The sequence below is a fragment of the Calothrix sp. NIES-2100 genome (assembly GCF_963875285.1).
Taxonomy (GTDB): domain Bacteria; phylum Cyanobacteriota; class Cyanobacteriia; order Cyanobacteriales; family Nostocaceae; genus Aulosira.
On record NZ_CAWNLA010000001.1, the window covers coordinates 1,372,238 to 1,395,412 of the forward strand.

Sequence of the window (23,175 nt, forward strand, 5' to 3'; positions counted from 1 at the left end):
GCGATGATTTGGGGACCTTAGCTGGTGGTCTGGGCTGTTTCCCTCTTGACAATGAAGCTTATCCCCCACTGTCTCACTGGCAATGTGTGCTCTGGGTATTCTGAGTTTGTCTCGATTTGGTACCGGTCTCCCAGCCCGCACCGAAACAGTGCTTTACCCCCCAGATGTAATCATTACCGCTGCGCCTAAACACATTTCGGGGAGAACCAGCTAGCTCCTGGTTCGATTGGCATTTCACCCCTAACCACACCTCATCCGCCGATTTTTCAACATCGGTCGGTTCGGACCTCCACTTGGTGTTACCCAAGCTTCATCCTGGACATGGTTAGATCACCAGGGTTCGGGTCTATAAACACTGATTTTTCGCCCTCTTCAGACTCGGTTTCCCTTTGGCTCCAGCATTCTCGCTTTAACCTACCAGTGCCTATAAGTCGCCGGCTCATTCTTCAACAGGCACGCGGTCATCCGTTTAATCGGACTCCCACTGCTTGTAGGCTGACGGTTTCATGTTCTATTTCACTCCCCTTCCGGGGTTCTTTTCACCTTTCCCTCGCGGTACTTGTTCACTATCGGTCACACAGTAGTATTTAGCCTTACGAGATGGTCCTCGCTGATTCACATGGGATTCCTCGTGCCCCATGCTACTCGGGATGAAGCTACTATCCTTAAGTTTTCGACTACAGGACTTTCACCTTCTTTGGTGCAGTATTTAGCTGCTTCGTCTAACCGCTAGATTCGTTATTGCTTTCCCACAACCCCAAAAGGTAAACCCTTTGGTTTAGGCTTTTCCCCTTTCGCTCACCACTACACAGGGAATCTCTTTTGATTTCTCTTCCTCCAGCTACTAAGATGTTTCAATTCGCTGGGTTGGCTCTTTCCTGCCTATATATTCAGCAGGTAGTATTTAGGGTTGCCCCATTCGGACATCTCCGGATCAATGTCTGCTTCCAACTCCCCGGAGCATTTCGTCGGTAACCACGTCCTTCTTCGCCTCTGTGTGCCTAGGTATCCACCATCAGCCCTTATTAGCTTGACCACAATTCATTTGGTCTTCACCACTGCAAACACATTCACTTCTTTAATGTCTGTGTCTGCCTGCTTTTTTCGCGTTACTATGCAGTTTTCAAGGTTCTGGCTGGTTTTCACCCAGCAGTCTGGTTTTCACCTGGTTGCTGAGTCTCTATTCCCAATTTTTCACATCGTCTTTAACTAAGACAAACCGAACTTACAATACTTTGAAAGCTTTTACCAATCTCGAACGACCTAGAGTAGACCATCTCATTATCTATTTGCTGTTTGCTTTCAATATTTGAGTTGGGTAGGTCTCCCTAAAAGGAGGTGATCCAGCCACACCTTCCGGTACGGCTACCTTGTTACGACTTCACCCCAGTCACCAGCACTGCCTTAGGCATCCTCCCCCACGAATGGTTGGAGTAATGACTTCGGGCGTTGCCAGCTTCCATGGTGTGACGGGCGGTGTGTACAAGGCCCGGGAACGAATTCACTGCAGTATGCTGACCTGCAATTACTAGCGATTCCGACTTCACGGAGCTGAGTTGCAAGCTCCGATCTGAACTGAGCTACGGTTTGTGAGATTTGCTTGCTATCGCTAGCTTGCTGCCCTTTGTCCGTAGCATTGTAGTACGTGTGTAGCCCAAGACGTAAGGGGCATGCTGACTTGACGTCATCCCCACCTTCCTCCGGTTTGTCACCGGCAGTCTCTCTAGAGTGCCCAACTTAATGCTGGCAACTAAAAACGAGGGTTGCGCTCGTTGCGGGACTTAACCCAACATCTCACGACACGAGCTGACGACAGCCATGCACCACCTGTGTTCGCGCTCCCGAAGGCACTCCTCCCTTTCAAGAGGATTCGCGACATGTCAAGTCTTGGTAAGGTTCTTCGCGTTGCATCGAATTAAACCACATACTCCACCGCTTGTGCGGGCCCCCGTCAATTCCTTTGAGTTTCACCGTTGCCGGCGTACTCCCCAGGCGGGATACTTAACGCGTTAGCTCCGGCACGGCTCGGGTCGATACAAGCCACGCCTAGTATCCATCGTTTACGGCTAGGACTACTGGGGTATCTAATCCCATTCGCTCCCCTAGCTTTCGTCCCTCAGTGTCAGTTGCGGCCTAGCAGAGCGCTTTCGCCACCGGTGTTCTTCCTGATCTCTACGCATTTCACCGCTACACCAGGAATTCCCTCTGCCCCGAACGCACTCTAGCCATGTAGTTTCCACTGCTTTTACAAGGTTGAGCCTTGCTCTTTAACAGCAGACTTACATAGCCACCTGCGGACGCTTTACGCCCAATCATTCCGGATAACGCTTGCATCCTCCGTATTACCGCGGCTGCTGGCACGGAGTTAGCCGATGCTGATTCCTCAGGTACCGTCATTGTGTTCTTCCCTGAGAAAAGAGGTTTACAACCCAAGAGCCTTCCTCCCTCACGCGGTATTGCTCCGTCAGGCTTTCGCCCATTGCGGAAAATTCCCCACTGCTGCCTCCCGTAGGAGTCTGGGCCGTGTCTCAGTCCCAGTGTGGCTGATCATCCTCTCAGACCAGCTACTGATCGTCGCCTAGGTGCGCTCTTACCACACCTACTAGCTAATCAGACGCGAGCTCATCTTCAGGCAGCAAGCCTTTCACCTCTCGGCACATCCGGTATTAGCCACCGTTTCCAGTGGTTGTCCCCGACCTGAAGCTAGATTCTCACGCGTTACTCACCCGTCCGCCACTATCTCCGAAGAGACCGTTCGACTTGCATGTGTTAAGCATACCGCCAGCGTTCATCCTGAGCCAGGATCAAACTCTCCATTTTGTTTCAATTGAGTTTGCCTTTCCGAAATTCGCTTTCGCTTTCGGAAATCCTGCTATAATTTTTGGTTAAATTTTGAGATTTCTCAAAAAACCTATTGACGAGGATTGGTTTTTTCTTAAGCTTTCAAAGTATTTGTTTTTCTCGGTTCGGTTGCTTCGGCTTTATCTCGCCTGGGCACTTATTTAAGTTAGCAAGTCCTTTCTGGTTTCGTCAAGGGGTTTGCTCAAAAATTTTTGGGAAAATTTTGGCGAAGGTTGGCATCGCCTATGGATACAGCTATTTCGCGGCTTGTAATCCCAATTATTATGCAAACGGAGACAAAAAATCAGGCGGCAGAGATTGAGGTGTCGTCAGATTTTAGAGAAATGCCTGATGTCTATAAACAAAACGGGCGTGGAAAATGGAAATTTTCCACGCCCGCAAATTCAAATATCACATAGTATGGCTGTCAGCTTTCTGATGCTGATTCAGAAACTTCACTCGCAGGACGGATGCCAACAATCTTTCCGCCTAAGCGGGCGATGCGTCGCATCTCATCATTCATGCGGTTGTAAGGGACTTGAATCAGAATGGTGCTGCTATTGCGAATCTGATAGCGATTGTTATCGGTTTGGTCGTTCTGACGTAATCCTTCGACTTCATAGACAAACACGCGATTGTCTGAGCTTGAACTTGACCCTCTGGTCAATGCAGATTGTCCCAACATGATGGTTCTATCTCCTATTGTGCCAAGGTGATGCTGGCTACTTTACCGCCCAGCTTATTAATTTGCTGAAGGGTATTAGACAGCTGTTCGTAGGGGACGATGAACTCTTTATTGCTACGACGAACTTTTGGATATCTGGGCAAACTGATACTGGTAACTTCAATGCGGTAGAGACGGGAGGTAGAGCCTGTGGAGGATCTGCCAAAGGTGCGGCTCGGTGAAGTCCCCTGCTTGGCAGCTAAGTATGAGAAACCTTGAGAACCACCGGAAGGAGCGATAATCGCAGAGGCGCTGTTTTTCGCTAAGTCAGCTGCTAAACGAGAACTACTACCTGCTAGCTGGGAGCGATCGCTATTAGCATAGCCACGATAAAGGCGGAACATGCGAGTGAAACCAACTGTTCTCTGACCAACTCCTGTGGTGACTAAGTCACGGTAGTAGGGAACGATCGCATCCCCAAAGTAGGCATCATATTCAGCTGAGTCGATATAAGAATCGATGTCTGCTTCATAACCTTGATTTTGGTAGCGATCGAGATGCTCTATCACTTCCGACTCATCGTAGGGAGCGCGTCCCAGCAGATGTTTGCAGTTCAATTCAATTACCCGCGTGTGAAAATTAGGGTAAAGGAATTTGGTTTTGTATAAATCGGATTTAGCAACCGCCCGCACAAAATCCCGGACAGTCAGTTGACCATTGGTTAGCAGAGACTCCAGGCTGGTAAGACGTTCTGATTGCATTAGGTGATCGTTGCCTAATACCTGACGATAAACTGCCCCAATCACAATCTTGGCATCTTCTGCTGTCCAATTGGGACGCAGTTCAATCGGGCGTGTTTGGTCAAAAGCCGAAGTTCCCAAACGAGATGCGGCGCTTGTAATTGCCACGAATAACTCTCCTTATATATTTGATATGACAAAATTGCTCGGTTTAGGCAGGAGAAATATTTACTACCCGGCTCCCCCGTTGATTTAGTCTTTGCAGGGTGGACGAGAGTTGGTCATAACTGACCAAATACTCACTCATGCTACGGCGGATCTGGGGATTGCGTCCACTGTTTGCTTGCATGAAGCGTACTCGGTAAAGCTGTCCGCGATCGCCTGCGACAGTTCCAGTCAGTCCTTTGCCAAAGTTAGGGGTTTGAATGCTTGTCGCTAAATTTAAAGCGAGATCCTGGGTTAACCACGCAGATTTATTTTTCCCTTGAGCGCGATCGCTATTAGCATACCCCCGATAGATCTGAAACATCCGGCTGAAGCCTACTGTTTTTTGTCCCGGTTGAGTTGCAAATCCGCGATAATAGGGAACGATTGATTCTCCAAAGTTTTCTTGATATTCCACCGAATCAATATAAGAATTGATTTCTGCCTCGTATCCTTTTTGGGTATAGAGATCGACATGGTAGGCAATCTCTGCTTCATCGTAAGGCGCTCGACCAAGTAAGTGCTTATAGTTCAATTCGATGAAGCGGACTTGAGGTGTCGAGTAAAAGAATTTTTGCCGATATAGTTCAGATTGTGCCAACGCTCGCACAAAATCTCGAACACTAATGTTACCTTGCTGCAATAGCGATTCTGCACTTGTGAGGTGTTCGCTTTGCATCAAGTGATCATTGCCAAACACTTGACGATAAGCAGCATGAATCACTGCTTTTACATCTCCATTTGCCCGCAATTCTGTGGGAGGGGTGTTGGCAAATGGCTCAAATCCTAGCTGACTGGCCGCCTGAGAACTAGTCATGAGTGATCTCCTGAATTTCAATCAGAAAAAACATGCCCAGAACCCCACAAAACTGTCCATACTAGTTTTCTAGCATTCACAGCCTTTAGTTGTTCTGGGCAAAAGTAAACCCTTAGCTTAGGGCGTTGATTGCATAGTCAATGTAGGAATTTGCTTCTACAGCAGGATCGCCACTTAAGCCATGATTAGCTTTGATGTACTTGAGAGCTTCAACGTACCAGCTAGGAGACAGATCAAAGGTGCGGTTGATTTCTGCTAAACCACCAATTAAATAGTCATCCAGAGGACCTGTGCCGCCTGCAATTAGACAGTAGGTGATGATGCGAATGTAGTAACCAATGTCACGGGCACACTTGTCTTTACCACGTTGGTCAGAAGCGAAGTTCTTACCTTGCATTTGGGTGGTGTAGGGGAACTTTTGGTACACTGCACTAGCAGCACCAGAAGCTAGGCTAGAAGCTTTACCGCTCAATGCTTTAGCTGCATCCAAGCTAGCAGATGCTTGACGGAAGCGACCAAATGCAACTTGAAGTTCTGTGGAGCTGAGAAAGCGACCTTGAGAATCTGCGGTAGAGACGGCTTCGGTTAAAGGTGTTTTCATGCTGATTATTCTCTCAACAAATATGTATTGGTGTGTGTCAGAAATGAGAAATAATTTAAGTGGCTAAGTTCTAGCCTACTGCGGCAGCAGCGCGATCAAAGTAGCTGCTCAATTCAGCCATTAAGGAGCTACAGTCACCACGGGTAACACCGCTGGGGTCGTTGGCGATCGCGATCGCCGCTTCTTTCATCTTGCTGACACCAGTCGCTACGGAAGCGCCAGGAACGCCCAATGACAAATAAGTTTCACGCAATCCGTTCAAGCAGCGATCGTCTAAAACGCTAGCATCACCTGCAAATACAGCGTAGGTTACATAGCGCAAAATGATTTCCATATCGCGCAAGCAAGCAGCCATGCGACGGTTGGTGTAAGCATTTCCACCAGGAGCAATCAATTGGGGTTGCTCTTCAAATAATGTCCGGGCTGCATTAGCAACGATTGTAGATGCATTGCTGGTAATGCGGTTCACAACATCCATCCGCTTGGAACCAGCAGCTACCATATCTTTCAATGCATCGATTTCTGCATCGCTAACGTATGAGCCTCTAGTATCAGCCTGGGAAACTACTTTGGTAAAAGCGTCAAGCATTCCAGCATCTCCTAAATAATTACTATGCTGTGGATTCAAAGTCGGTTCAAAATTCTGAATGTTGATTTTGGATCGGCATAGTTATTCAACCAAAGATGGCTCCGCTATCATCAGTAAACAGGCAAACATTAACCCGCAAGTTTAACTTGCTTGAAAATCAGGGCAAATTCCGCCCTAAAGTGTTAGCCGTTTACGATTAACTAACGGTACAGCTATCAATCAATTCAATACTGCGAATATCCATAACAACCATTTCTCTAAAACTCATAAGCTCAGTTTGTGAAATAGTTGCTCATCAATTTTTCAGAGACTGAACCTTCTCCATCCAGGGTAAAGAGTTCAGCGGTTTTTTGAACCTGAATCTGATTAAAGCAATCCATTTGTGCAAATTTTGTGCAATTTTCTTACTCTCTTTAGAGATTTGGTTACGAAATATTAAGTAAATGCTGAAACCCTGTGATATCAAGGATTTATTTTATTTTAATTTTGTCTTTAGATTTAAATTTTCGTTACATTGAGTAATGTTTGGATACAATTCGATTAAGGAAACTCCAAAAAATAAATTATGCCAAATTGTAGGGGCGGGGTAACCCCCATTGGTGTCAACTTAAGTCAAAACGCTTATTCCACAGGCATTTTACCCCACCCCTCAATCCCCTCCCCGTTTACGGGGAGGGGACGTTTTGCGTCAGCAAAACTGGGGTGGGGTAGCGCGGATCTTGGTGGTACGTGATTTTGTATCAAATCATATCCAGGCAAGGGTTTCACGTTAAGTTGACACCAATGGGTAACCCCGCCCCTACGAGTTGCGGGTTTGGTAGGTTAATGATTGGAATATTTTTTTATTTGGAAGTCCCTTAAGGGAACTCCAAAAAATAAATTATTCCTTTAAAGTCGTTGACTGTTGACACTTCGAGTGTAGCTCTCAGTGCGGCGCTGTTGACTGTTGAACGCCAGTTCGCTCAACTATGGGAACACCGCTATTGCTCAATTTGACACAGGTGAACATTCTTCTGCTCTTACCCATGTGCTTTATTTGCCTGAAAAACGCTGTATTTCATTTAAACCCTGATTCTCTGGTTATCGGTAGTGCGCAGCCTATAAAAATTGGCGATGTCGGTGTAAAGTTTGTAGATCTGCAAGCAATTTTGATGGATTTATCTGAGCAGCAAATGACGCTTTGATTACAGTAAGATAAATAAATATTTTCTGTTTGGGCTTTGATTTTGGGAAAATTCCTTTGTACAGTCCTACACAGCTATTTTGTGAAGTAGATTCAAGAATATGTCTAATGCAGTTAAAGTATTTTTTTCCTACTCCCACAAAGACGAAGCCTTACGCGATGAATTAGCAACTCATCTGAGCTTGATGAAACGTCAAGGAGTGATTGAAGCTTGGCACGATCGCGAAATTAGTGCTGGTAGTGAGTGGGCAAATGCCATTGATGATAATCTTAACGATGCAGATATCATATTGCTGCTTGTAAGTGCTAACTTTCTAGCTTCAGATTACTGCTATGACAAAGAAATGACACGGGCAATGGAGCGACATGAAAGAAAAGAAGCCCGGGTAATTCCGATTATTCTGAAGCCGACAGACTGGAATGGTGCGCCTTTTGGTAAACTGCAAGCACTTCCTAAAAATGCCCAACCTGTAACTAGATGGCAAGACCAAGATGAGGCTTTTTTAGATGTTACTAAAGGGATTCGCAGAGTAGCTGAAGATATGGTCAAATCAAAATCCTCCTCCTCAACGGCTGTTGGAATTACTGTACCTGCAACTTCCAGCCCTGCTGCAACTAGTGGGGGATTAACTGATCGTCAGCGTCGGCGATTAGAGCAAGACCGGGATTCACTAGAACAACAATATAACTCGGTAAGCACAAAATTAAGTCGGCTGCGCCAAGCTTACTCGATTGAAACAGATGCAGCGACAAAGTTTAGATTAGAAAAACAAATTCAAGAAACTGAAACAGAACTGAAGCAATTAGATCAGCAGCTTGAGGAAATCGAGCGAAAGCTTTTGTAGTTAATTTTTAAACGGCTAGCCAATTACTATGGCATCTATGAAGTCTATTGAAGTTTTTATTTCTTATCACCAAAAAGATCATGAACTGCGCCAAGATTTAGAAAAGCATTTAGCGGCTTTACGTCGGGAGAATGTGATTACAAGTTGGCACGATCGCAAAATCGTCGCTGGGCAAGAAATCAAAGGCGAAATAGATGAGCATTTAAACGAGGCTGGGTTGATATTATTACTAATCAGCCCTGATTTCATGGATTCTGATTATCACTGGACAGTTGAAGTTACACGAGCATTAGAACAAAATGCGGCAGGGAAAGCTCGTGTAATCCCTGTGTTACTGCGTTATGTAGATTGGGAAACTCCTCCTATTGATAAATTGTCACCCCTGCCTAGTAATCGTAAACCGATAAGAAGCTGGACTGACCGAGATGAAGCATTTTTAGAAGTTGTCAAGGGAATTCGAGAGGCGGTGCGATTAGTTGCTAGCTCGAATTCCTCACCCCCCAAACAAACAACACAAGAACTGGAAGAACGTGAATATCAAGTCACAAGCCTGATCAACGAAGCAGATCGTTTACGTGAAGGTAAAAAGTTCGAGGAAGCAGCCCTTAAATACAAAGCAGCCCTCAGCCTTGACCCTAACTCTGTGTATGCTCACAATGCACTGGGGTTTGTTTTAGACAGTTTAGGTAGGCTAGAACAAGCGATCGCCAGCTACCAAACAGCCCTGCAAATCGACCCAAACTATGCATACGCTCACAATAACCTGGGGAGTGCGCTGTACAACCAAGGAAAGCTAGAACAAGCGATCGCTTGCTACCAAACAGCCCTGCAAATCGACCCAAACAATGCAACCGTTCACAATAACCTGGGGGCGGCGCTGGAAAAACAAGGAAAGCTAGAACAAGCGATCGCCAGCTACCAAACAGCCGTGCAAATCGACCCAAACTCTGCAAAGGCTCACAATAACCTGGGGTTAGCGCTGTACAATCAAGGAAAGCTAGAACAAGCGATCGCCAGCTACCAAACAGCCCTGCAAATCGACCCAAACTATGCACCCGCTCACAATAACCTGGGGAATGCGCTTTCCAAACAAGGGAAGATAGAAGAAGCGATCGCTAGCTACCAAACAGCCCTGCAAATCGACCCAAACAATGCAATGACTCACAATAACCTGGGGTTATTGCTGTACGAACAAGGGAAGCTAGAAGAAGCGATCGCTAGCTACCAAACAGCCCTGCAAATCGACCCAAACTATGCACCCGCTCACAATAACCTGGGGTTATTGCTGTACGAACAAGGGAAGCTAGAAGAAGCGATCGCCAGCTACCAAACAGCCCTGCAAATCGACCCAAACAATGCAATGACTCACAATCTTTTGGGGTTAGCGCTTTCCAAACAAGGGAAGCTAGAACAAGCGATCGCCAGCTACCGAACAGCCTTGCAAATCGACCCAAACGATGCATACGCTCTCCAGAATCTGGGAATTGCGCTTTCCAAGCAAGGGAAACTGAAGGAAGGGATTGCAAAACTGGGAGTGGGTATCTGGAAAAAGTTATTTGATAAGTAGAATATTCTCATTAAACTTTCATCGTTGAGGTTCTGAACTCGACGCTTGTTGCATCTTGGAATGTAAATTTAGACAAAAGTCGATAGCGATCGCTATGATCTAAACAACAGCTAATTGGTGACAGCAATGCCTTTTACACCAGCGCCACAACAACAAACCATTGAACTGGGAGAGCAGGGAAATCTCGTTATTCCTGAATCAATTCGTCACCATCTCAACCTGCAACCAGGGGAAAAACTCATTCTCACTCTGGAACCAGATGGCAGCTTGCGTTTAGCTAGTTTAAAGACTCAAATCCAAAACTTGCAAGGAATCTACAAAGACATCGCTCCAGGGATCAGCCTTGCTGACGAACTGATTCAAGAACGCCGCAAAGAAGCTCAATCATGAGCATAGAAGTAAAAACTGCTGTAATTCCACAAAGCAATATTACCAGGATTGCGTTGGGTAAACCCCTTGCCGCTGGCATCGCTTTCCTGGTATTACAAAACTTTACTAAGTATAATTTCAAGCTACATAGTCAAAAAGCATGGTGTTCATGTAGCGATCTGCCCATTCTGTACCAAAGGATTTCTCTAGAACTCGCCGGGTTTTATCATTCTGTTGCTGCTTTGTACAGTAATTGCGTTGTCCTGCCAAAACCTTGGAAATATCCAAATTTGATGTTAAAGGTGTTTCTGTACTAGCAATTTGACAATGGATCGTTAAAAATTCCCGGACGCGATTGAGAAACCGATCTTCTTCTTGAGGGTTTTCGGGACGCACAAACAGACAAAAGTCTGAAAAGATATCACCCCAAGCTGGTAAAGTTCGTGGTTGGGAAAATTCTAGCCGAGATAAAACAGACAATTCTTGATAATAGCGTGGTGGGAGAGTGCGATCGCTACTGACTGGAGACAAATCCGCGATCGCTGCACTAATTGCTCCTCCTCGCCCGCCAACCAAATCTGTACCAAAGATGGGAATGGCATATTCAGGATTGGGGAACATTACACAGTGCAGAATATCTAAGCCATTGCCGACCTGAGCTAATTCTAAATGCAGTTTGCGAAATTGCGGAGTCTGGTAGCAATGATTTTCTATGATTAGCCGTTCGCCTTCCAGGTGTCCCTCAACGTAGCCTAAACCTTCTGGGACAGAGTAAGGGGAGAGATCCAGGTGCTGATGCCAAATTTCTTCAATGGAATCCGCCAATCTGTGGATTAGAGAATGCTGACGGCTTCTTATCGATGTTTGCATAATAATCAGGAATGACAATAGGTGAATAAGTATTAGCTTACAGTTCTCTACCCCGATCTCTGCCTTAGTCTCTCAACGGGTCTGATCGTCATTGAGGGGAGTCAGCGACCAAAAGTATTTTCCCATGCGTTGGTTTTGCAAACAACTACCCACTCTCCTATCCCTAAGTTAAGCGAGGCGAAACTGGGGGATGAGAACGTAGAATATCAATACCTAGCTTGCCTGATATTTTGTGCAAAATGTGTGCAATCCGGGGATAAGATTGATAAATCAACTTGCCCATGCTTTTACTCGTTGTAACCGCCGCAGAATCCGGTTAGCTAGTTCGACTCCTTTAACTGGCTTACACAGATAATCATCTGCACCGACGGTAAACGCTTGATTTGTGCTTTCGGAGTCTGTCAGCACACTCAAGAATAATACTGGCAAACGCTGCCACTGGGGGTCACTGCGGAGAATTTGGCAGAGTTCAAAGCCGTTGATATGTGGCATATTTACATCTAAGACTAGGGCATCGGGAGTGACTGCTTGCAGTACTGTCCAAAATTGTTGCGGATCGGCAAGGGTTGTGACTTTAAATCCCCAAGGTTTCAGTAAGGTGGGGAGAGTGCGTAACCAATCTTGATCGTCATCAAGGATCATTACCTTGTGGGAAATTTGCGGATCTCGTAATAGATTGACTACAGCATCAATCACTTGCTCTGGTGGAGTTGGTGCTGTTAAAAAAAGTTTACCACCCCGGCGCATCACCTCCAGGCGATCGCTCAAGTCACCGCGATCGCCCATAACGACAATTGGCAAATCTGGGTAACGCTGTGTCAATGTCTGCAATGTCTCCCAATATTTACTTTCCTCGGAGGTAGCAGCATTGGCTGGAATTGGGGGTAAGCGTAACATGATAACATCAGGATCTTGAGCTAAAACATCCCAATAAGGCTCAGTTGCGATCAAGGTTTGAGCAATCTCTAGGCGAATTCCCCGACTTACTGCTACAGCCTCTAGGGATTTGTTAAACTCGGTGTCCAAACTCACAAGCAGCAACAAAGGCGATTGCCCATTGGGAACTTGGGACATTTGGATGAGTGTGGTATCATCTATTTCTTGCTGGAGAGCTGTCACCAGTGTTTTCATCAAGGGTGCATGTTTCGGTTGCAATGGCTCTCGACCACCCAACCAATACTCCAATTGACGGGCGACGTGCATTGTTTTGGTTAACCCAAAGACTCCCAAAGTACCTGCTAGTTTGTGAGCCAGTTGTTGCGCCTGTGCTTGTTTTTGAGGTGTGAGTTGATTAGTTTGTAAGTCTCTGACAGTTTGTAACAAAATCGTCATCTGATCGAGACTTTTTGGTTTAGTCGTTGTCCAAGTCTCGTTGAGGAAAGCAAGGTATTGTTGTTGAGATTCGGTTGGCGGCTGATGCAGTGGTGCATCGCTTTGGGTATCTTTAAACCTACCAGAGGCATTAGGAGAATTATTCTCTTGAGATGTTGTAGATAGTACAGTTCCTTCTTCCGTATTCGGTGCTTTTAGGTAGTAGCCCCGTCCATGCATGGTAGCAATGAAATCTTGGGGCGCACCGGCAGCAACCAGCTTGTGCCGCACCCGTCGGATATGGGAACGTACCGTAGCCTCCGAGGGAAAATCTTCTGAAGACCATAATCGGTCTAAAAGTTCTTCAGTGCTAAACACATGCTGACAGTCGCGCAGCAGTAGTTCTAGCAAATCATATTCCATTGTTGTCAGGTTCAGGGGACGACCATTATAGGTGACTTCACAAGTACTAGGGTTGAGGAGTAAATCACCCCAGGTGAGCAAGGGAAAAGGATTATTACTTCCGCGCCTCACTAATGCCCGAATCCTGGCGATCAGTTCTATGGGATCGAAAGGTTTTACCACATAGTCATCTGCGCCTGCATCCAATCCCTGGACTTTGGCGGTAATCGTATCTTGAGCCGTGAGTAATAATATCGGTTGGGTGTATCCCTGTGTGCGGAAACGCTTGCATAAACTGATACCATCCAACTTTGGCAGCATGATATCTAGGACGATCAAGTCATACTCAAAGGTGGAGCCGTATGTCCAGCCCATCTCCCCATCCTTGACAGTATCTACAACATAATGGTGGCTTGCTAGATTTCTAGTCAGGACTTTAATTAATAGATCGTCATCTTCCACAAGCAAGATTTTCATCTGAAGTATGAAGTATGAAGTATGAAGTATGAAGTATAAGGGAGTTCCAAGTTATTGTTATCGGTTGACGGTTGACTGTTGACAGCTTTGAGGGGAATAATTTATTTTTTGGAGTTATCTAAAGTTACTCTATCCTTTGGGGGATGGGCAGGAATTGCTCCAAAAATTCACGGCAATTTCTCTTAGCTCCAACCCAAGACTGCAATGCCTCATCTTTTCCATACACAAAGGGCATATACCAATTTTTGTCATCCTTCATCCTTTTTTGGCGATCATTGCGGTTACCAATGGAGAATTCTTGTAATTTGCTCTGGGAGATCCAGGGAGTTAAAAGGCTTGGTAATTACACCACTGACTCCCAAATCATGAAACTGACGCTTTTCCGCCGTTTGGGCTTTGGCTGTTAAAAAAATCACTGGAATTTGTTCGGTTTGTGAATGAGACTGAAGTTCTTTAAAGGTAGCAATTCCATCCATCTCTGGCATCATTACATCCAACAAAATCACATCAGGTTGTTCACTTTGGGCAGTTTGGATGCCTTCCTGTCCAGAACTAGCAGTGAAAACTTCCCACCCCGCTGTCATTTTGATGCCAAATTGGACAACGGTTTGAATGGTTTCTTCGTCATCAATAATTAAAATCCGCTTCATGCATAGGTTCTCCATCATTTGGCATTTATTATTTCTTGCTTGTATCCACGTTCCTTGCGCGTTTCCTCTGGAGAGAGAAGGAAGCCTCAGATCAGACTTCTCCTGTTGTCTGCCTTGTCCCCCAATCCCCTTTCCCGGATGAATAGCAACTTACGTTACTTAAATAATAAAAGAAGCAGATAGTTACGAAATTTAAATGTAACGCGATCGCATATCTTACAATTAGCGAAGATTTCCGAATTCAAGGGTAATTATTAGTATAATTTGAAGCGTGTTTTCCTCAATAGCATTACTGTCATCCCATAAAAATACTTTTGGTGACCAAAATTATGAAAACATCTCTAGCTGCTGTGACTGCTAGCTTTGCGTTGCTGATAGGAACCAACGCTGCTAGTGCAGCTGTATTGTATAACGGCTCATCAATAAACAGCCAAACACCTGCTCAACAAGGATGGTTGTATCTTGCAAGTAAGATCTCTCCGGTTCCATCAGCGATCGCCACAATTAATGGCACAATTCTTGATACCAGCGGCACTAATGCTAATTATGCCGGATATTTTCGCCAATCTCCGGTTACCCTAGACCGCAGCAAAGGTTATACCATCACTTTCCGAGTGCAAATTAATTCTGAAAGCCACAGTTCCAACAATCGCGCTGGCTTCAGCATGATCGCAGTTAGCAACAAATTAGCCACTGAACAGCAACCCTACGGTATAGAATTAGGTTTTTGGGAAAATAGTATTTGGGCGCAGAATGTCGGCTTTAGCCGTGGTGAAAATGTGGCATATAACACCAAAGCTTCCGGTAAAACATATAAACTAGCCGTTAAAGATAGTAAATATAAATTATTTGTCAATGGAGTGGTCGCTCCCATTCTTCAAGGTAACCTGCGACAATATATAGGCTTCACTCCACCACTAGGTAATAAAAATCCTTACACCATACCTAATTTGCTATTTTTGGGCGATAATACTACATCTGCTAAAGCCAAAGTCACTATAGTTGGTGTTGAAGTCAACTAAGCCAAATTTTTCTATTCTGTAAGCGATCGCTGGCAGTATAATTTTTCAGGTTGAAGTAAAAGGCAGATGGCAGATGGCAGGAGACAGAAGGGAAAATCATATCAAGGTTAATATTCTACTAATTATCCTGGTAATCATGCTGAACTTGCTGCTTAGTCTGAATCAGACAGCAGCTGCTGCACCAGCTACATCTTCAATTTACGAACAGCGAACTATCCACAGCCGAGATGGTATTGGAAAATACTATATCGGTAGAGAAATTGCCCAGGTAATGGGACATCTAGGCGCAGGCTGGCTAGAAAGGCCTAATCGCGAGGCGGAGGAACAGCCAAGCAAGATAGTCAATGTCCTCAATCTCAAACCCAGTGATGTAGTAGCAGATATTGGTGCTGGTACAGGCTATATGAGTTTTCGCATCGCACCGAAATTAACCACAGGAAAAGTGTTAGCTGTGGATATTCAGCCAGAAATGCTGGATATTATTGAGCTTCTCAAAAAACAGAACAATATCACCAACGTTGAACCGATTTTAGCTAGCCTGACTGACCCCAACCTACCACCAGCAAGTGTAGATTTAGCTTTGATGGTAGATGCTTATCATGAATTTGCTTATCCGCAAGAAGTGATGCAAGGAATTGTCAAAGCACTGAAACCTGGAGGAAGAGTAGTTTTAGTAGAATACCGGGGTGAAAATCCTTTGATTATGATTAAACGCTTGCACAAAATGACACAAAAGCAAGTCCGTAAAGAAATGGCAGCGGTGGGTTTAGTTTGGTTAGAAACTAAAAACATATTACCGCAGCAGCATTTAATGGTGTTTCAACGCCTGGGGTAATGTGAAAGCAAAAGTACTTCCACAGCCTGGAGTACTCTCAGCCCAAATTCTGCCGTTGTGTTGTTCAATAATTTTGCGACAGATAGTCAGCCCTAAACCAGTACCACCTTTTTTGCGGGAGTCGGAAGAATCTACTTGTTGAAACCGTTCAAAAATCTTTTCCAGTTGATCGGCGGGAATTCCCTGTCCTTCGTCTCGCACGCGAAATACTACTTCTTTAGGGGTGTTTGAAGTTGGCAAATTCTCCTCAGTTACCAATTCCACATTTAACCAAACCGTCCCCCCTGGTGATGAGAACTTAATCGCATTACTGAGTAAATTTGTTAAAGCTTGTAAGATGTAATCTCCATCTGCCCAAACTAAAATATCCTGTGGTTGTTTGACTAAAGTGATTTCTTGCTGCTGTGCCATTGCTTGCATGGCTTCTGCTGCTTGGATCATCAAATTTGCAGCGTTGCAGGCTTGACAATCTAAGATAACTTTGCCTGATTCTATGCGCTGTAAATCGAGGACGTTATTAACTAAACGCACCAATCTTTCAGTACTTTCATCGGCAATTCCGAGCATTTGTTGCCCTTCGGTGGAGAGAGTGCCTAATCGCCCCGTAGCAAGGATTTTCAGGGCGCTGTGCAAGGATGTCAGGGGAGTTCGCAGTTCGTGGCTGATGACAGAAATGAATTCGTCTTTCATCCGTTCGATGGCTTTGCGATCGCTAATATCGCTACTCAAGGCAAAAAATCCCTTGACGGTTTTCTGCTCATCTAGATGGGGAATGTAAGTGACATCAACTGCTCGCCCACTACCATCTTTTAAAACAATATCATTTTCATAGTTGACAGCTTGCCCGGACAAAGCTGTTTCTACATAAACTTTCATCCGGTGATAGCAATCTTCTCCCCAAACTTGACGCAGATGGAAACCAAAAATTTCTGTGGGAGATTGCCCCAGCCAATCCCGATATGCTTGATTATTAAAGCGATATTGTTGTTGCTCATCCACATAGGCAATTAATACTGGCAAAGCATTGGTAATCAATCGTAATTGTTCTTCACTTTGTCGCAACGCCGCTTCTGCTTGCATCCGCACATTGATTTCTTCCTGCAATTCAGCTGTGCGGGCTGCCACAACTTCTTCTAAATGTTCCAGTAGTTGGGCTTGAGACAAGGCTATACTGATTTGGTCTGCCAATTGTTGCATCAGTTCCAGTTCAAAATCTACCCAATGGCGATCGCTACTGCATTGGTGGGCGATTAATAAACCCCACAGCTGATTTTGGGAGTGGGCATTGAGATTTTGGACAATTGGTACAATCAGTTTGGCTTTGATTTGGAATTGATCGACAAATTCGATTAAACAATCTGCCAAACCCGCCGCCGGATCATGGACATCAGCGATCGCTCTGACTCTTCCCTGAGCATAAAGTTGTTGATATTCTTCAGGAAAGACTTCCTGGGGAAATTCCAGATCCATCAGTGTGGGATAATCTGGTAAGACCGATTCGCTGATAGTTTTGCCAGTCCCATCAGGCAAGACATGATAAATTAGTACGCGATCGGCTTGGAGAATCCGTTGCACTTCTGTAACGGTGGTATGCAAAATTTCCTTAAGTTGTAACGACTGGCGAATTTTTAACGTCACTTCCGAGAACAATTCCACCCGCTGCTGCTGCTGTCGTAATTCCGCCTGAATTGATTCCCGTCGCTGACTAATGTCTCGTAATACCAGCAGATGACAGTGAGGAATGACATTTGGTGTTAAAGTATATTCTACTTCTCGGCGAATCTGGGTAGAAGATGAGACTAAAAGTTCTCCGCTCAACGATTGTCCGGGTGGAAAATTAAGAGAGTTTGGTTGACGAGCAAATTCCGCAGCGATGAAAGTTGATATTGCTTGGCCTTTGAGTTGCTGACGCGGTAGACCTAGTAAATCACAAGCAGCAATATTCATATCTACGATACATAAGCCATCATCAATCAGAGCGATCGCATCATGGGTGTTCTTAAATAAAGTTTGAATCAGACGCTTTTGAGTTCGTCGTTGATGTTTGGATTTTTTCGCGCCCGATTGCGAGTGCTGCTTTGAAGAACGTTTTGACACCTACATCCAGATGTAAGGGAACATTTCCATTTTTTACTGAACTTGTCGAAAGTTCAAATTTTCTCAAGTTAATTTTGGAAAATTTAACAATTTAAACCTCGTTTATTTTGAAACCTGGAGTAGTACGGAACCCAAAGCCCGCTAATACCAGTAGGGAGCAAGATGCTCCCACTACTTTTAAAACTATGGTTCTTAAAATAGATGTGGTTTAAATACAAAAAGTCAGGCAAAAACAAGCAGGCGATCGCTAACTTCCACATGCAACAACACTTCAAGAACTTGGCGCATATATACTAATTCTGAGATAAATAAAGCCATATACTGCGGGGAGACAGCTATGACTTCAGCAGCGAATAGGCAAACCTCAATTATTCGTGCTGAGCGTGGATTAACAATCCCAGGCACACGCATCACACTCTCCGATGTGATGGACTATGTAACAGAGCAATATCCACCTAAATTTATCCAAGGACTATTTGATCTAAGCGAGGAACAAATTAACGCTGCTCTAGCTTATATTAAGGGAACTCCAAAAAATAAATTATGCCAAATTGTAGGGGCGGGGTTACCCCGCCCCTACGAGTTGCGGGTTTGGTAAGTTAATGATTGGAATATTTTTTTATTTGCAAGTCCCTAAGACCAATCGTGCAGAGGTGGAAGCAGAGTATCATCAAGTCCTCAAAGAAGCCGAAGAACTCCGCCAATAATACGAAGAGCAAAATCGTGAGCTAGTAGTGCGAATTGCAGCACAGCCCCCCAAGCCTGGAACTGAGGCGGCTTGGGAAAAACTTCGGGCAGCAAAGGTAAAGCGCTCCTCGAAGGTATGATTTTCTTAATCGATCATCATCTCAAAGGTCATGCTTTAGTTTTCTTGGGTGCGATCGCCAGACAGGGCGTTCTTAAATAAAGTTTGAATCAGACGCTTTTAAGTTCGTCGTTGATGTTTGGATTTTTTCGTGCTGGATTGCGTTAGTGCGATCGCCAGTGCGTCTTTTGAGAAGGAATCGCTGCAAAAAAGAATGTTTTGACATCTACATCATGTAAGGGACATTTCTATTTTTTACTGAACTTATCGAAAGTTCAAATTTTAGAAATTTACCGAATTTTTTTTCGGTATTATGGTTGCATATTGACAATATCTGGAACATTTCTTGATATTTATGATTAAAACACTTGTAATCCTTTCTCCACCTGAACTATTAAGAAAATATACGGTAATTTATTGTATAATAATATAGTGAAGCGGCATTGAGAGGTTGATGGTGTAAGAGCAGACAATACAGGTAACCAATTAGCTAAGTCAGGCGTAATTATGGTGTATCAAAGAATTCACAAATCCTCAAGGTCGAATACCCCAAGCCAAATCAAAAGCTCTCAGTTTGCTTTGCGCCCCTTTGCTGTGTTAGCGCCAGAGGATTCTTATGGATCTCCCACCCAGAAGCAAATAGAGAATGAGGCTTTTGGACTCCAGTTTCAGGAAAAGAGCGGTGCGATCGCGCCTGTAGAACAGGAACGATCAGGTGGGTTACCAACCAAAATGGATGATTTGTGCGTGCAGAAACGAGAAAAAGCATCGCGGTTCGATCACGACTTTAGCAAGATTCCCGTTCATTCTCCTGAAAAACAAGTATCAGGACTTCTTCAGCCGTTTAGATCTGGTGTTCCTCCCCAATCCCAGCAACAGGCGATCGCTTCAGATAGAAATGGGAGGATGGGTTGGGTAAACACAGCTTTTGCAGCCAGAAATACCCAAAGTTATCAGGTGCTACCTATCCCAACCAAGTTGACTATTGGGCAAAAACAAGAGTCGTTACAGCAAATAAGAGAGACAGAAACTTCATCAGCAGCAGAGGGAGGCGCGATCCAAGCGAAAAGCGAATTAGCTCTTGACACTCATCAATCAACAGAGAAATCACACCCCAATCAAACAGGATTACCCGATGCTCTCAAAGCAGGGGTAGAAAATCTATCCGGATATTCTTTCAATGATGTCAGGGTTCATTATAATTCGCCACAACCTGCCCAATTGCAGGCATTAGCTTACACTCAAGGCACAGAGATTCATCTCGCACCCGGACAAGAGGAGCATTTACCTCATGAAGCATGGCACATTGTCCAGCAGATGCAGGGAAGAGTCAAACCAACAATGCAGATGAAGGGAGTACAGATTAATGATGATCGGGGGTTGGAAAGAGAAGCAGATGTGATGGGAATAGAGAGTGCAAAACATCAGTTCACTGCTCATAAGTTGAGTCATGAAATGCAGCCAGCAGGGAGAAGAATGGGGAACCCAGAAGCTTTTGGTAAAGAGATTCAGAGAACTAAAACCAAGAACCCTGAGGTAGTCCAGCGGACGGTGGATTGGGATAAATTAGAAAAATCTCAGGACAACGAATGGTATGGAATCAATCCGAATCAAAGAACCATTCTGTATGGTAAAGAAGAAGCACCTGTTCCCAGTCCATCAGGACTTTATGAACATGGAAAAGATACTGACAAGAATACAAGCGAAAAACTAAATACGTGGCGGCCTAATGTCAGGTTTATACAGAAAAATGAACTTGATGTCAACCCAGGAGCCAATAAGTTTGGGAGCTTGGTAGCGAAATTTTCGAGGCGAGGAGCAGAAACAATTGACTCTTTGTCTCATCAGTTATTGACCAAATCATTATGGAAAAAATTATTGCAATTAGAACAAGAGATACAGCAGTCAATGAAGGAAAAGAAAGGAGTGATTAAAACTCCCACAATGGGTGTGGTTGGCAAAAACGATTGTGCTGCTTGGGCTTTAATGTTGCAGAAACTAATACGGGAAAGCCAACTAGCTGAAGAAAAGAAAAAAGAAGAATCGAGTCGGGAAAATGCATCGTTCGATCTGGATAAAGATGAAGCGCCGCCAAAACCTCGAACTGGGGATGTAATGGAGCATAACTTAGGAGCTGGCTCGGGATCTAGCTATCACGGTGCAACGGCTGTAGCAGAGGATACTTCTAGCCTAGTCACATTAGAGGGACACGTCGAGAAGAAAATATCCGTTCCCGAATTTCATATTCGGAAGGGTCTTTCAGGTTTTGTGGAAGATAATAACGAAGGTGAGCGCTACCGAGAAGCGAATAAGCGCACAGGGACAGTCAAAGTAGTCGAGCGTTCAGAAGGTCTGTCAAAATCATATAAGCAGACAATAGATTTTATAAAAGGTGAGTTGTCAAAAGAATTAAACGAGCAAAACCTTTTATCTTTGATCAGAGCTTACAAGGTTATCTTCCAATCCGGTGGGGAATTGGGATCTTGGAAACCAGATGTACTCCCAAAGGAATCTTTATTACAGCCAGAAGATGAAGTTCCTGTCGAACTAAATCCGCATCATGCTCAGCCGGTGAAACCTCTGATTGAGGAGGTGAACGAAACCGAAAAGGGAATAAGAATGAAGGGAAACCAAACTACCAATTCTCGGGGACAAAAAACGGAATTTGTAGAAGTTGGATTTTACGAAAAGGAATATAGAGAAGATGGAATAGAGTTAAAAGATCAGCAAAAATTACAAGAACTGATGAAAAAAGCTTTGTCAAGCCAGTTTTATATAGGTCAAACCTCAAATTACGCAACTGGAATGATATTAAAAGTGGAGTTAAGCGATTTGATGGAAGCCAAGATGCTATTTCAGGCACTAGTCGATAAGTTGAAAACCAGCGAGTGAATCAGGTGTAACATCTGAATAATATTGAAGCATTTCAAGCGGCAATGGAAGTTTTAATGAGCCGTCGGAATCCTGCTAATCGCTATCCCTATCCCTTGGAGCTAGAGAATCCTGAAGTGGAAGTCGAAGCTATTTTGAGAGAAAAGCTGAATCAGGCAGAGTAGGAGCATGGACACAATCAAGCGATCGCCCCCAATTCAGGGTAATTAAATTTTTGTAGCAGACTGGACAAAGCAGTTTTTCACCTAAAAGTTTGAGGTTGGAGTACTTGCCACATTTGAAACAAGTGCCTTCTAAGTGGATTGTTCCGATTTTAACTTTTACTTTCATTTGTTCTCTGGGGATTCTTGCCAATTCATCATGGCGGCTGGAGTTCGTCAACTCTACCACGCACTACCGATTGGTCATTTGATTACAATGCCAAGCTGACCCAAAAGGCGGAAGAATTGGGTTTTGACTTGGTGTTTGGTTACTCTCATTGGCAACCAAAGGGCGGACTTGGCCCCACACGCACAGAAGCTGGTTTAGATGCATTTATTGCTACTGCATCCCTTGCCAGTATTACCTCACGCATTATTTTAATTGCCACAATTCACGTTCTTTACGGCCCTTGGCATCCTCTCCATCTGGCTAAATTTGGTGCAAATCTTGACCACATTTCCCAAGGTCGCTGGGGAATTAATGTGGTGACTGGACACCGCGCTTATGAACATGAACTGTTCGGTTGGAGTCAAATCGAGCACGATCGCCGTTATGAACTCGCTGATGAATTTGTCACTGTCCTAAAACGGCTATGGTCGGAAACGGAGAATTTTTCTTACACAAGTCATTCTTCCTGGCAGTTTAAAGATGCCTATATTAGCCCCTGACCACTTTATGGACGGCCTATCCTGGTCAATGCTACTGGTTCGGACGCTGGTATCAATTTCGCTGGTCGCCACTCTGATATCGTGTTTATTACTAGTCCTGCTGGTGGCGATATTGAAAGCACACTTGCATCATTACCAGCGCACAGCGCCCGAACAGAAAATAATCGAGGTATGAATTTTAATTCCAATACACTTTGATATCTACAGGATTCATATTTGATTTGTGAAATACACGTAGTTGTCGTCAAGCGCTGCACCAAAAACCAGAACACTTTAGCGAGATTTAGATCCCCGACTTTTTCAAAAAGTCGGGGATCTGAGCAGCAACTTTTGCTTAAGTAAGTGCTATTCCAGAATCCGGTGCGTTGTCACGAAGTTTAACGCACCCTACACATATAATATGCCAGATGCGTAAGTCATGAATTATTTTCGCAGTTTGGTTGGTTGTACGTTACTTACTTGTTTTTTTTCTTCATCTGTGAGATAATTATTGTAATTAACTACGGTTAATCAGTCGATTTACAG

21 protein-coding genes and 2 rRNA genes (1 of these 23 running past the window's edge) are annotated in these 23,175 nt (G+C 44.5%); 12 read left to right on the forward strand and 11 right to left on the reverse strand.

Features of this window, described 5'->3' with window-relative positions; all coding sequences use genetic code 11:
• Positions 1–1,036: ribosomal RNA gene (locus AACU32_RS05700) — 23S ribosomal RNA — on the reverse strand; it reaches 1,793 nt to the left of the window's first position.
• A gap of 295 nt (positions 1,037–1,331) precedes the next feature.
• Positions 1,332–2,820: ribosomal RNA gene (locus AACU32_RS05705) — 16S ribosomal RNA — on the reverse strand.
• The 16S and 23S rRNA genes sit together here, the layout of an rRNA operon.
• A 266-nt stretch (positions 2,821–3,086) precedes the next feature.
• On the opposite strand from AACU32_RS05705, the gene AACU32_RS05710 reads away from it, so the two are divergent.
• On the forward strand, positions 3,087–3,260 hold the full coding sequence (locus tag AACU32_RS05710; protein WP_339377543.1) for a hypothetical protein: 174 nt from the start codon (positions 3,087–3,089) through the stop codon (positions 3,258–3,260).
• Between the two features lie 8 nt (positions 3,261–3,268).
• On the opposite strand, the gene AACU32_RS05715 is transcribed toward AACU32_RS05710, so the two are convergent.
• The 5 genes from AACU32_RS05715 to AACU32_RS05735 form a co-directional block, all read right to left on the reverse strand.
• Positions 3,269–3,526, reverse strand: coding sequence for a phycobilisome linker polypeptide (locus AACU32_RS05715; RefSeq protein WP_096598658.1), 258 nt, complete (start codon positions 3,524–3,526; stop codon positions 3,269–3,271).
• 14 nt (positions 3,527–3,540) lie between these two features.
• Positions 3,541–4,413, reverse strand: a complete 873-nt coding sequence (locus tag AACU32_RS05720) for a phycobilisome linker polypeptide (RefSeq protein WP_096598660.1) — start codon at positions 4,411–4,413, stop codon at positions 3,541–3,543.
• 43 nt (positions 4,414–4,456) lie between these two features.
• A complete protein-coding gene (locus AACU32_RS05725) occupies positions 4,457–5,266 on the reverse strand; it encodes a phycobilisome linker polypeptide (protein ID WP_096598662.1) in 810 nt (269 codons plus the stop codon).
• Positions 5,267–5,378: 112 nt separating this feature from the next.
• Complete coding sequence (gene cpcA, locus AACU32_RS05730; protein ID WP_096598664.1) at positions 5,379–5,867, reverse strand: phycocyanin subunit alpha; 489 nt, start codon at positions 5,865–5,867, stop codon at positions 5,379–5,381.
• Positions 5,868–5,937: 70 nt separating this feature from the next.
• Entirely contained in the window at positions 5,938–6,456 is a 519-nt protein-coding gene (locus AACU32_RS05735; RefSeq protein ID WP_096607874.1) for a phycocyanin subunit beta, read from the reverse strand.
• A gap of 968 nt (positions 6,457–7,424) precedes the next feature.
• On the opposite strand from AACU32_RS05735, the gene AACU32_RS05740 reads away from it, so the two are divergent.
• The 4 genes from AACU32_RS05740 to AACU32_RS05755 all read left to right on the forward strand — a co-directional run bounded on the left by AACU32_RS05740 (position 7,425) and on the right by AACU32_RS05755 (position 10,441).
• Positions 7,425–7,640: a hypothetical protein gene (locus AACU32_RS05740; RefSeq protein WP_096598666.1), complete on the forward strand. Its 216-nt coding sequence runs from the start codon at positions 7,425–7,427 to the stop codon at positions 7,638–7,640.
• Between the two features lie 100 nt (positions 7,641–7,740).
• Entirely contained in the window at positions 7,741–8,484 is a 744-nt protein-coding gene (locus tag AACU32_RS05745; protein WP_096598668.1) for a TIR domain-containing protein, read from the forward strand.
• 37 nt (positions 8,485–8,521) lie between these two features.
• Positions 8,522–10,051, forward strand: a complete 1,530-nt coding sequence (locus tag AACU32_RS05750; RefSeq protein ID WP_339377545.1) for a tetratricopeptide repeat protein — start codon at positions 8,522–8,524, stop codon at positions 10,049–10,051.
• Between the two features lie 126 nt (positions 10,052–10,177).
• Positions 10,178–10,441, forward strand: a complete 264-nt coding sequence (locus AACU32_RS05755) for an AbrB/MazE/SpoVT family DNA-binding domain-containing protein (RefSeq protein WP_096598672.1) — start codon at positions 10,178–10,180, stop codon at positions 10,439–10,441.
• Positions 10,442–10,558: 117 nt separating this feature from the next.
• On the opposite strand, the gene AACU32_RS05760 is transcribed toward AACU32_RS05755, so the two are convergent.
• From AACU32_RS05760 to AACU32_RS05770, 3 genes are all read right to left on the reverse strand, one after another.
• The gene (locus AACU32_RS05760; RefSeq protein WP_096598674.1) at positions 10,559–11,290 is read right to left on the reverse strand and encodes a phycocyanobilin:ferredoxin oxidoreductase; all 732 of its coding nucleotides are present in this window, start codon (positions 11,288–11,290) and stop codon (positions 10,559–10,561) included.
• Between the two features lie 270 nt (positions 11,291–11,560).
• Positions 11,561–13,480 carry a response regulator gene (locus AACU32_RS05765; RefSeq protein WP_096598676.1) on the reverse strand — a complete coding sequence of 640 codons (1,920 nt, stop codon included), beginning with the start codon at positions 13,478–13,480 and terminating at the stop codon, positions 11,561–11,563.
• Between the two features lie 281 nt (positions 13,481–13,761).
• Positions 13,762–14,148: a response regulator gene (locus AACU32_RS05770; protein ID WP_339377547.1), complete on the reverse strand. Its 387-nt coding sequence runs from the start codon at positions 14,146–14,148 to the stop codon at positions 13,762–13,764.
• A gap of 311 nt (positions 14,149–14,459) precedes the next feature.
• On the opposite strand from AACU32_RS05770, the gene AACU32_RS05775 reads away from it, so the two are divergent.
• Both AACU32_RS05775 and AACU32_RS05780 read left to right on the forward strand, forming a co-directional pair.
• Complete coding sequence (locus AACU32_RS05775) at positions 14,460–15,152, forward strand: choice-of-anchor Y domain-containing protein (RefSeq protein WP_096598680.1); 693 nt, start codon at positions 14,460–14,462, stop codon at positions 15,150–15,152.
• Between the two features lie 136 nt (positions 15,153–15,288).
• On the forward strand, positions 15,289–15,987 hold the full coding sequence (locus AACU32_RS05780) for a class I SAM-dependent methyltransferase (protein WP_339377548.1): 699 nt from the start codon (positions 15,289–15,291) through the stop codon (positions 15,985–15,987).
• On the opposite strand, the gene AACU32_RS05785 is transcribed toward AACU32_RS05780, so the two are convergent.
• Positions 15,961–18,084 carry an ATP-binding protein gene (locus AACU32_RS05785; RefSeq protein WP_096598684.1) on the reverse strand — a complete coding sequence of 708 codons (2,124 nt, stop codon included), beginning with the start codon at positions 18,082–18,084 and terminating at the stop codon, positions 15,961–15,963. The two genes, AACU32_RS05780 and AACU32_RS05785, sit on opposite strands and share 27 nt — an antisense overlap.
• A gap of 337 nt (positions 18,085–18,421) precedes the next feature.
• On the opposite strand from AACU32_RS05785, the gene AACU32_RS05790 reads away from it, so the two are divergent.
• The 5 genes from AACU32_RS05790 to AACU32_RS05805 all read left to right on the forward strand — a co-directional run bounded on the left by AACU32_RS05790 (position 18,422) and on the right by AACU32_RS05805 (position 22,650).
• Positions 18,422–18,682 carry a DUF433 domain-containing protein gene (locus AACU32_RS05790; protein WP_096598686.1) on the forward strand — a complete coding sequence of 87 codons (261 nt, stop codon included), beginning with the start codon at positions 18,422–18,424 and terminating at the stop codon, positions 18,680–18,682.
• A gap of 180 nt (positions 18,683–18,862) precedes the next feature.
• Positions 18,863–18,991, forward strand: a complete 129-nt coding sequence (locus tag AACU32_RS05795) for a hypothetical protein (RefSeq protein WP_339377549.1) — start codon at positions 18,863–18,865, stop codon at positions 18,989–18,991.
• Between the two features lie 405 nt (positions 18,992–19,396).
• Positions 19,397–21,781, forward strand: a complete 2,385-nt coding sequence (locus AACU32_RS05800) for an eCIS core domain-containing protein (RefSeq protein ID WP_339377550.1) — start codon at positions 19,397–19,399, stop codon at positions 21,779–21,781.
• A gap of 23 nt (positions 21,782–21,804) precedes the next feature.
• Entirely contained in the window at positions 21,805–21,945 is a 141-nt protein-coding gene (locus AACU32_RS40635) for a DUF6887 family protein (RefSeq protein WP_445223216.1), read from the forward strand.
• A 183-nt stretch (positions 21,946–22,128) separates the two neighbouring features.
• A complete protein-coding gene (locus AACU32_RS05805; protein WP_339377551.1) occupies positions 22,129–22,650 on the forward strand; it encodes an LLM class flavin-dependent oxidoreductase in 522 nt (173 codons plus the stop codon).
• Positions 22,651–23,175: the final 525 nt, after the last annotated feature.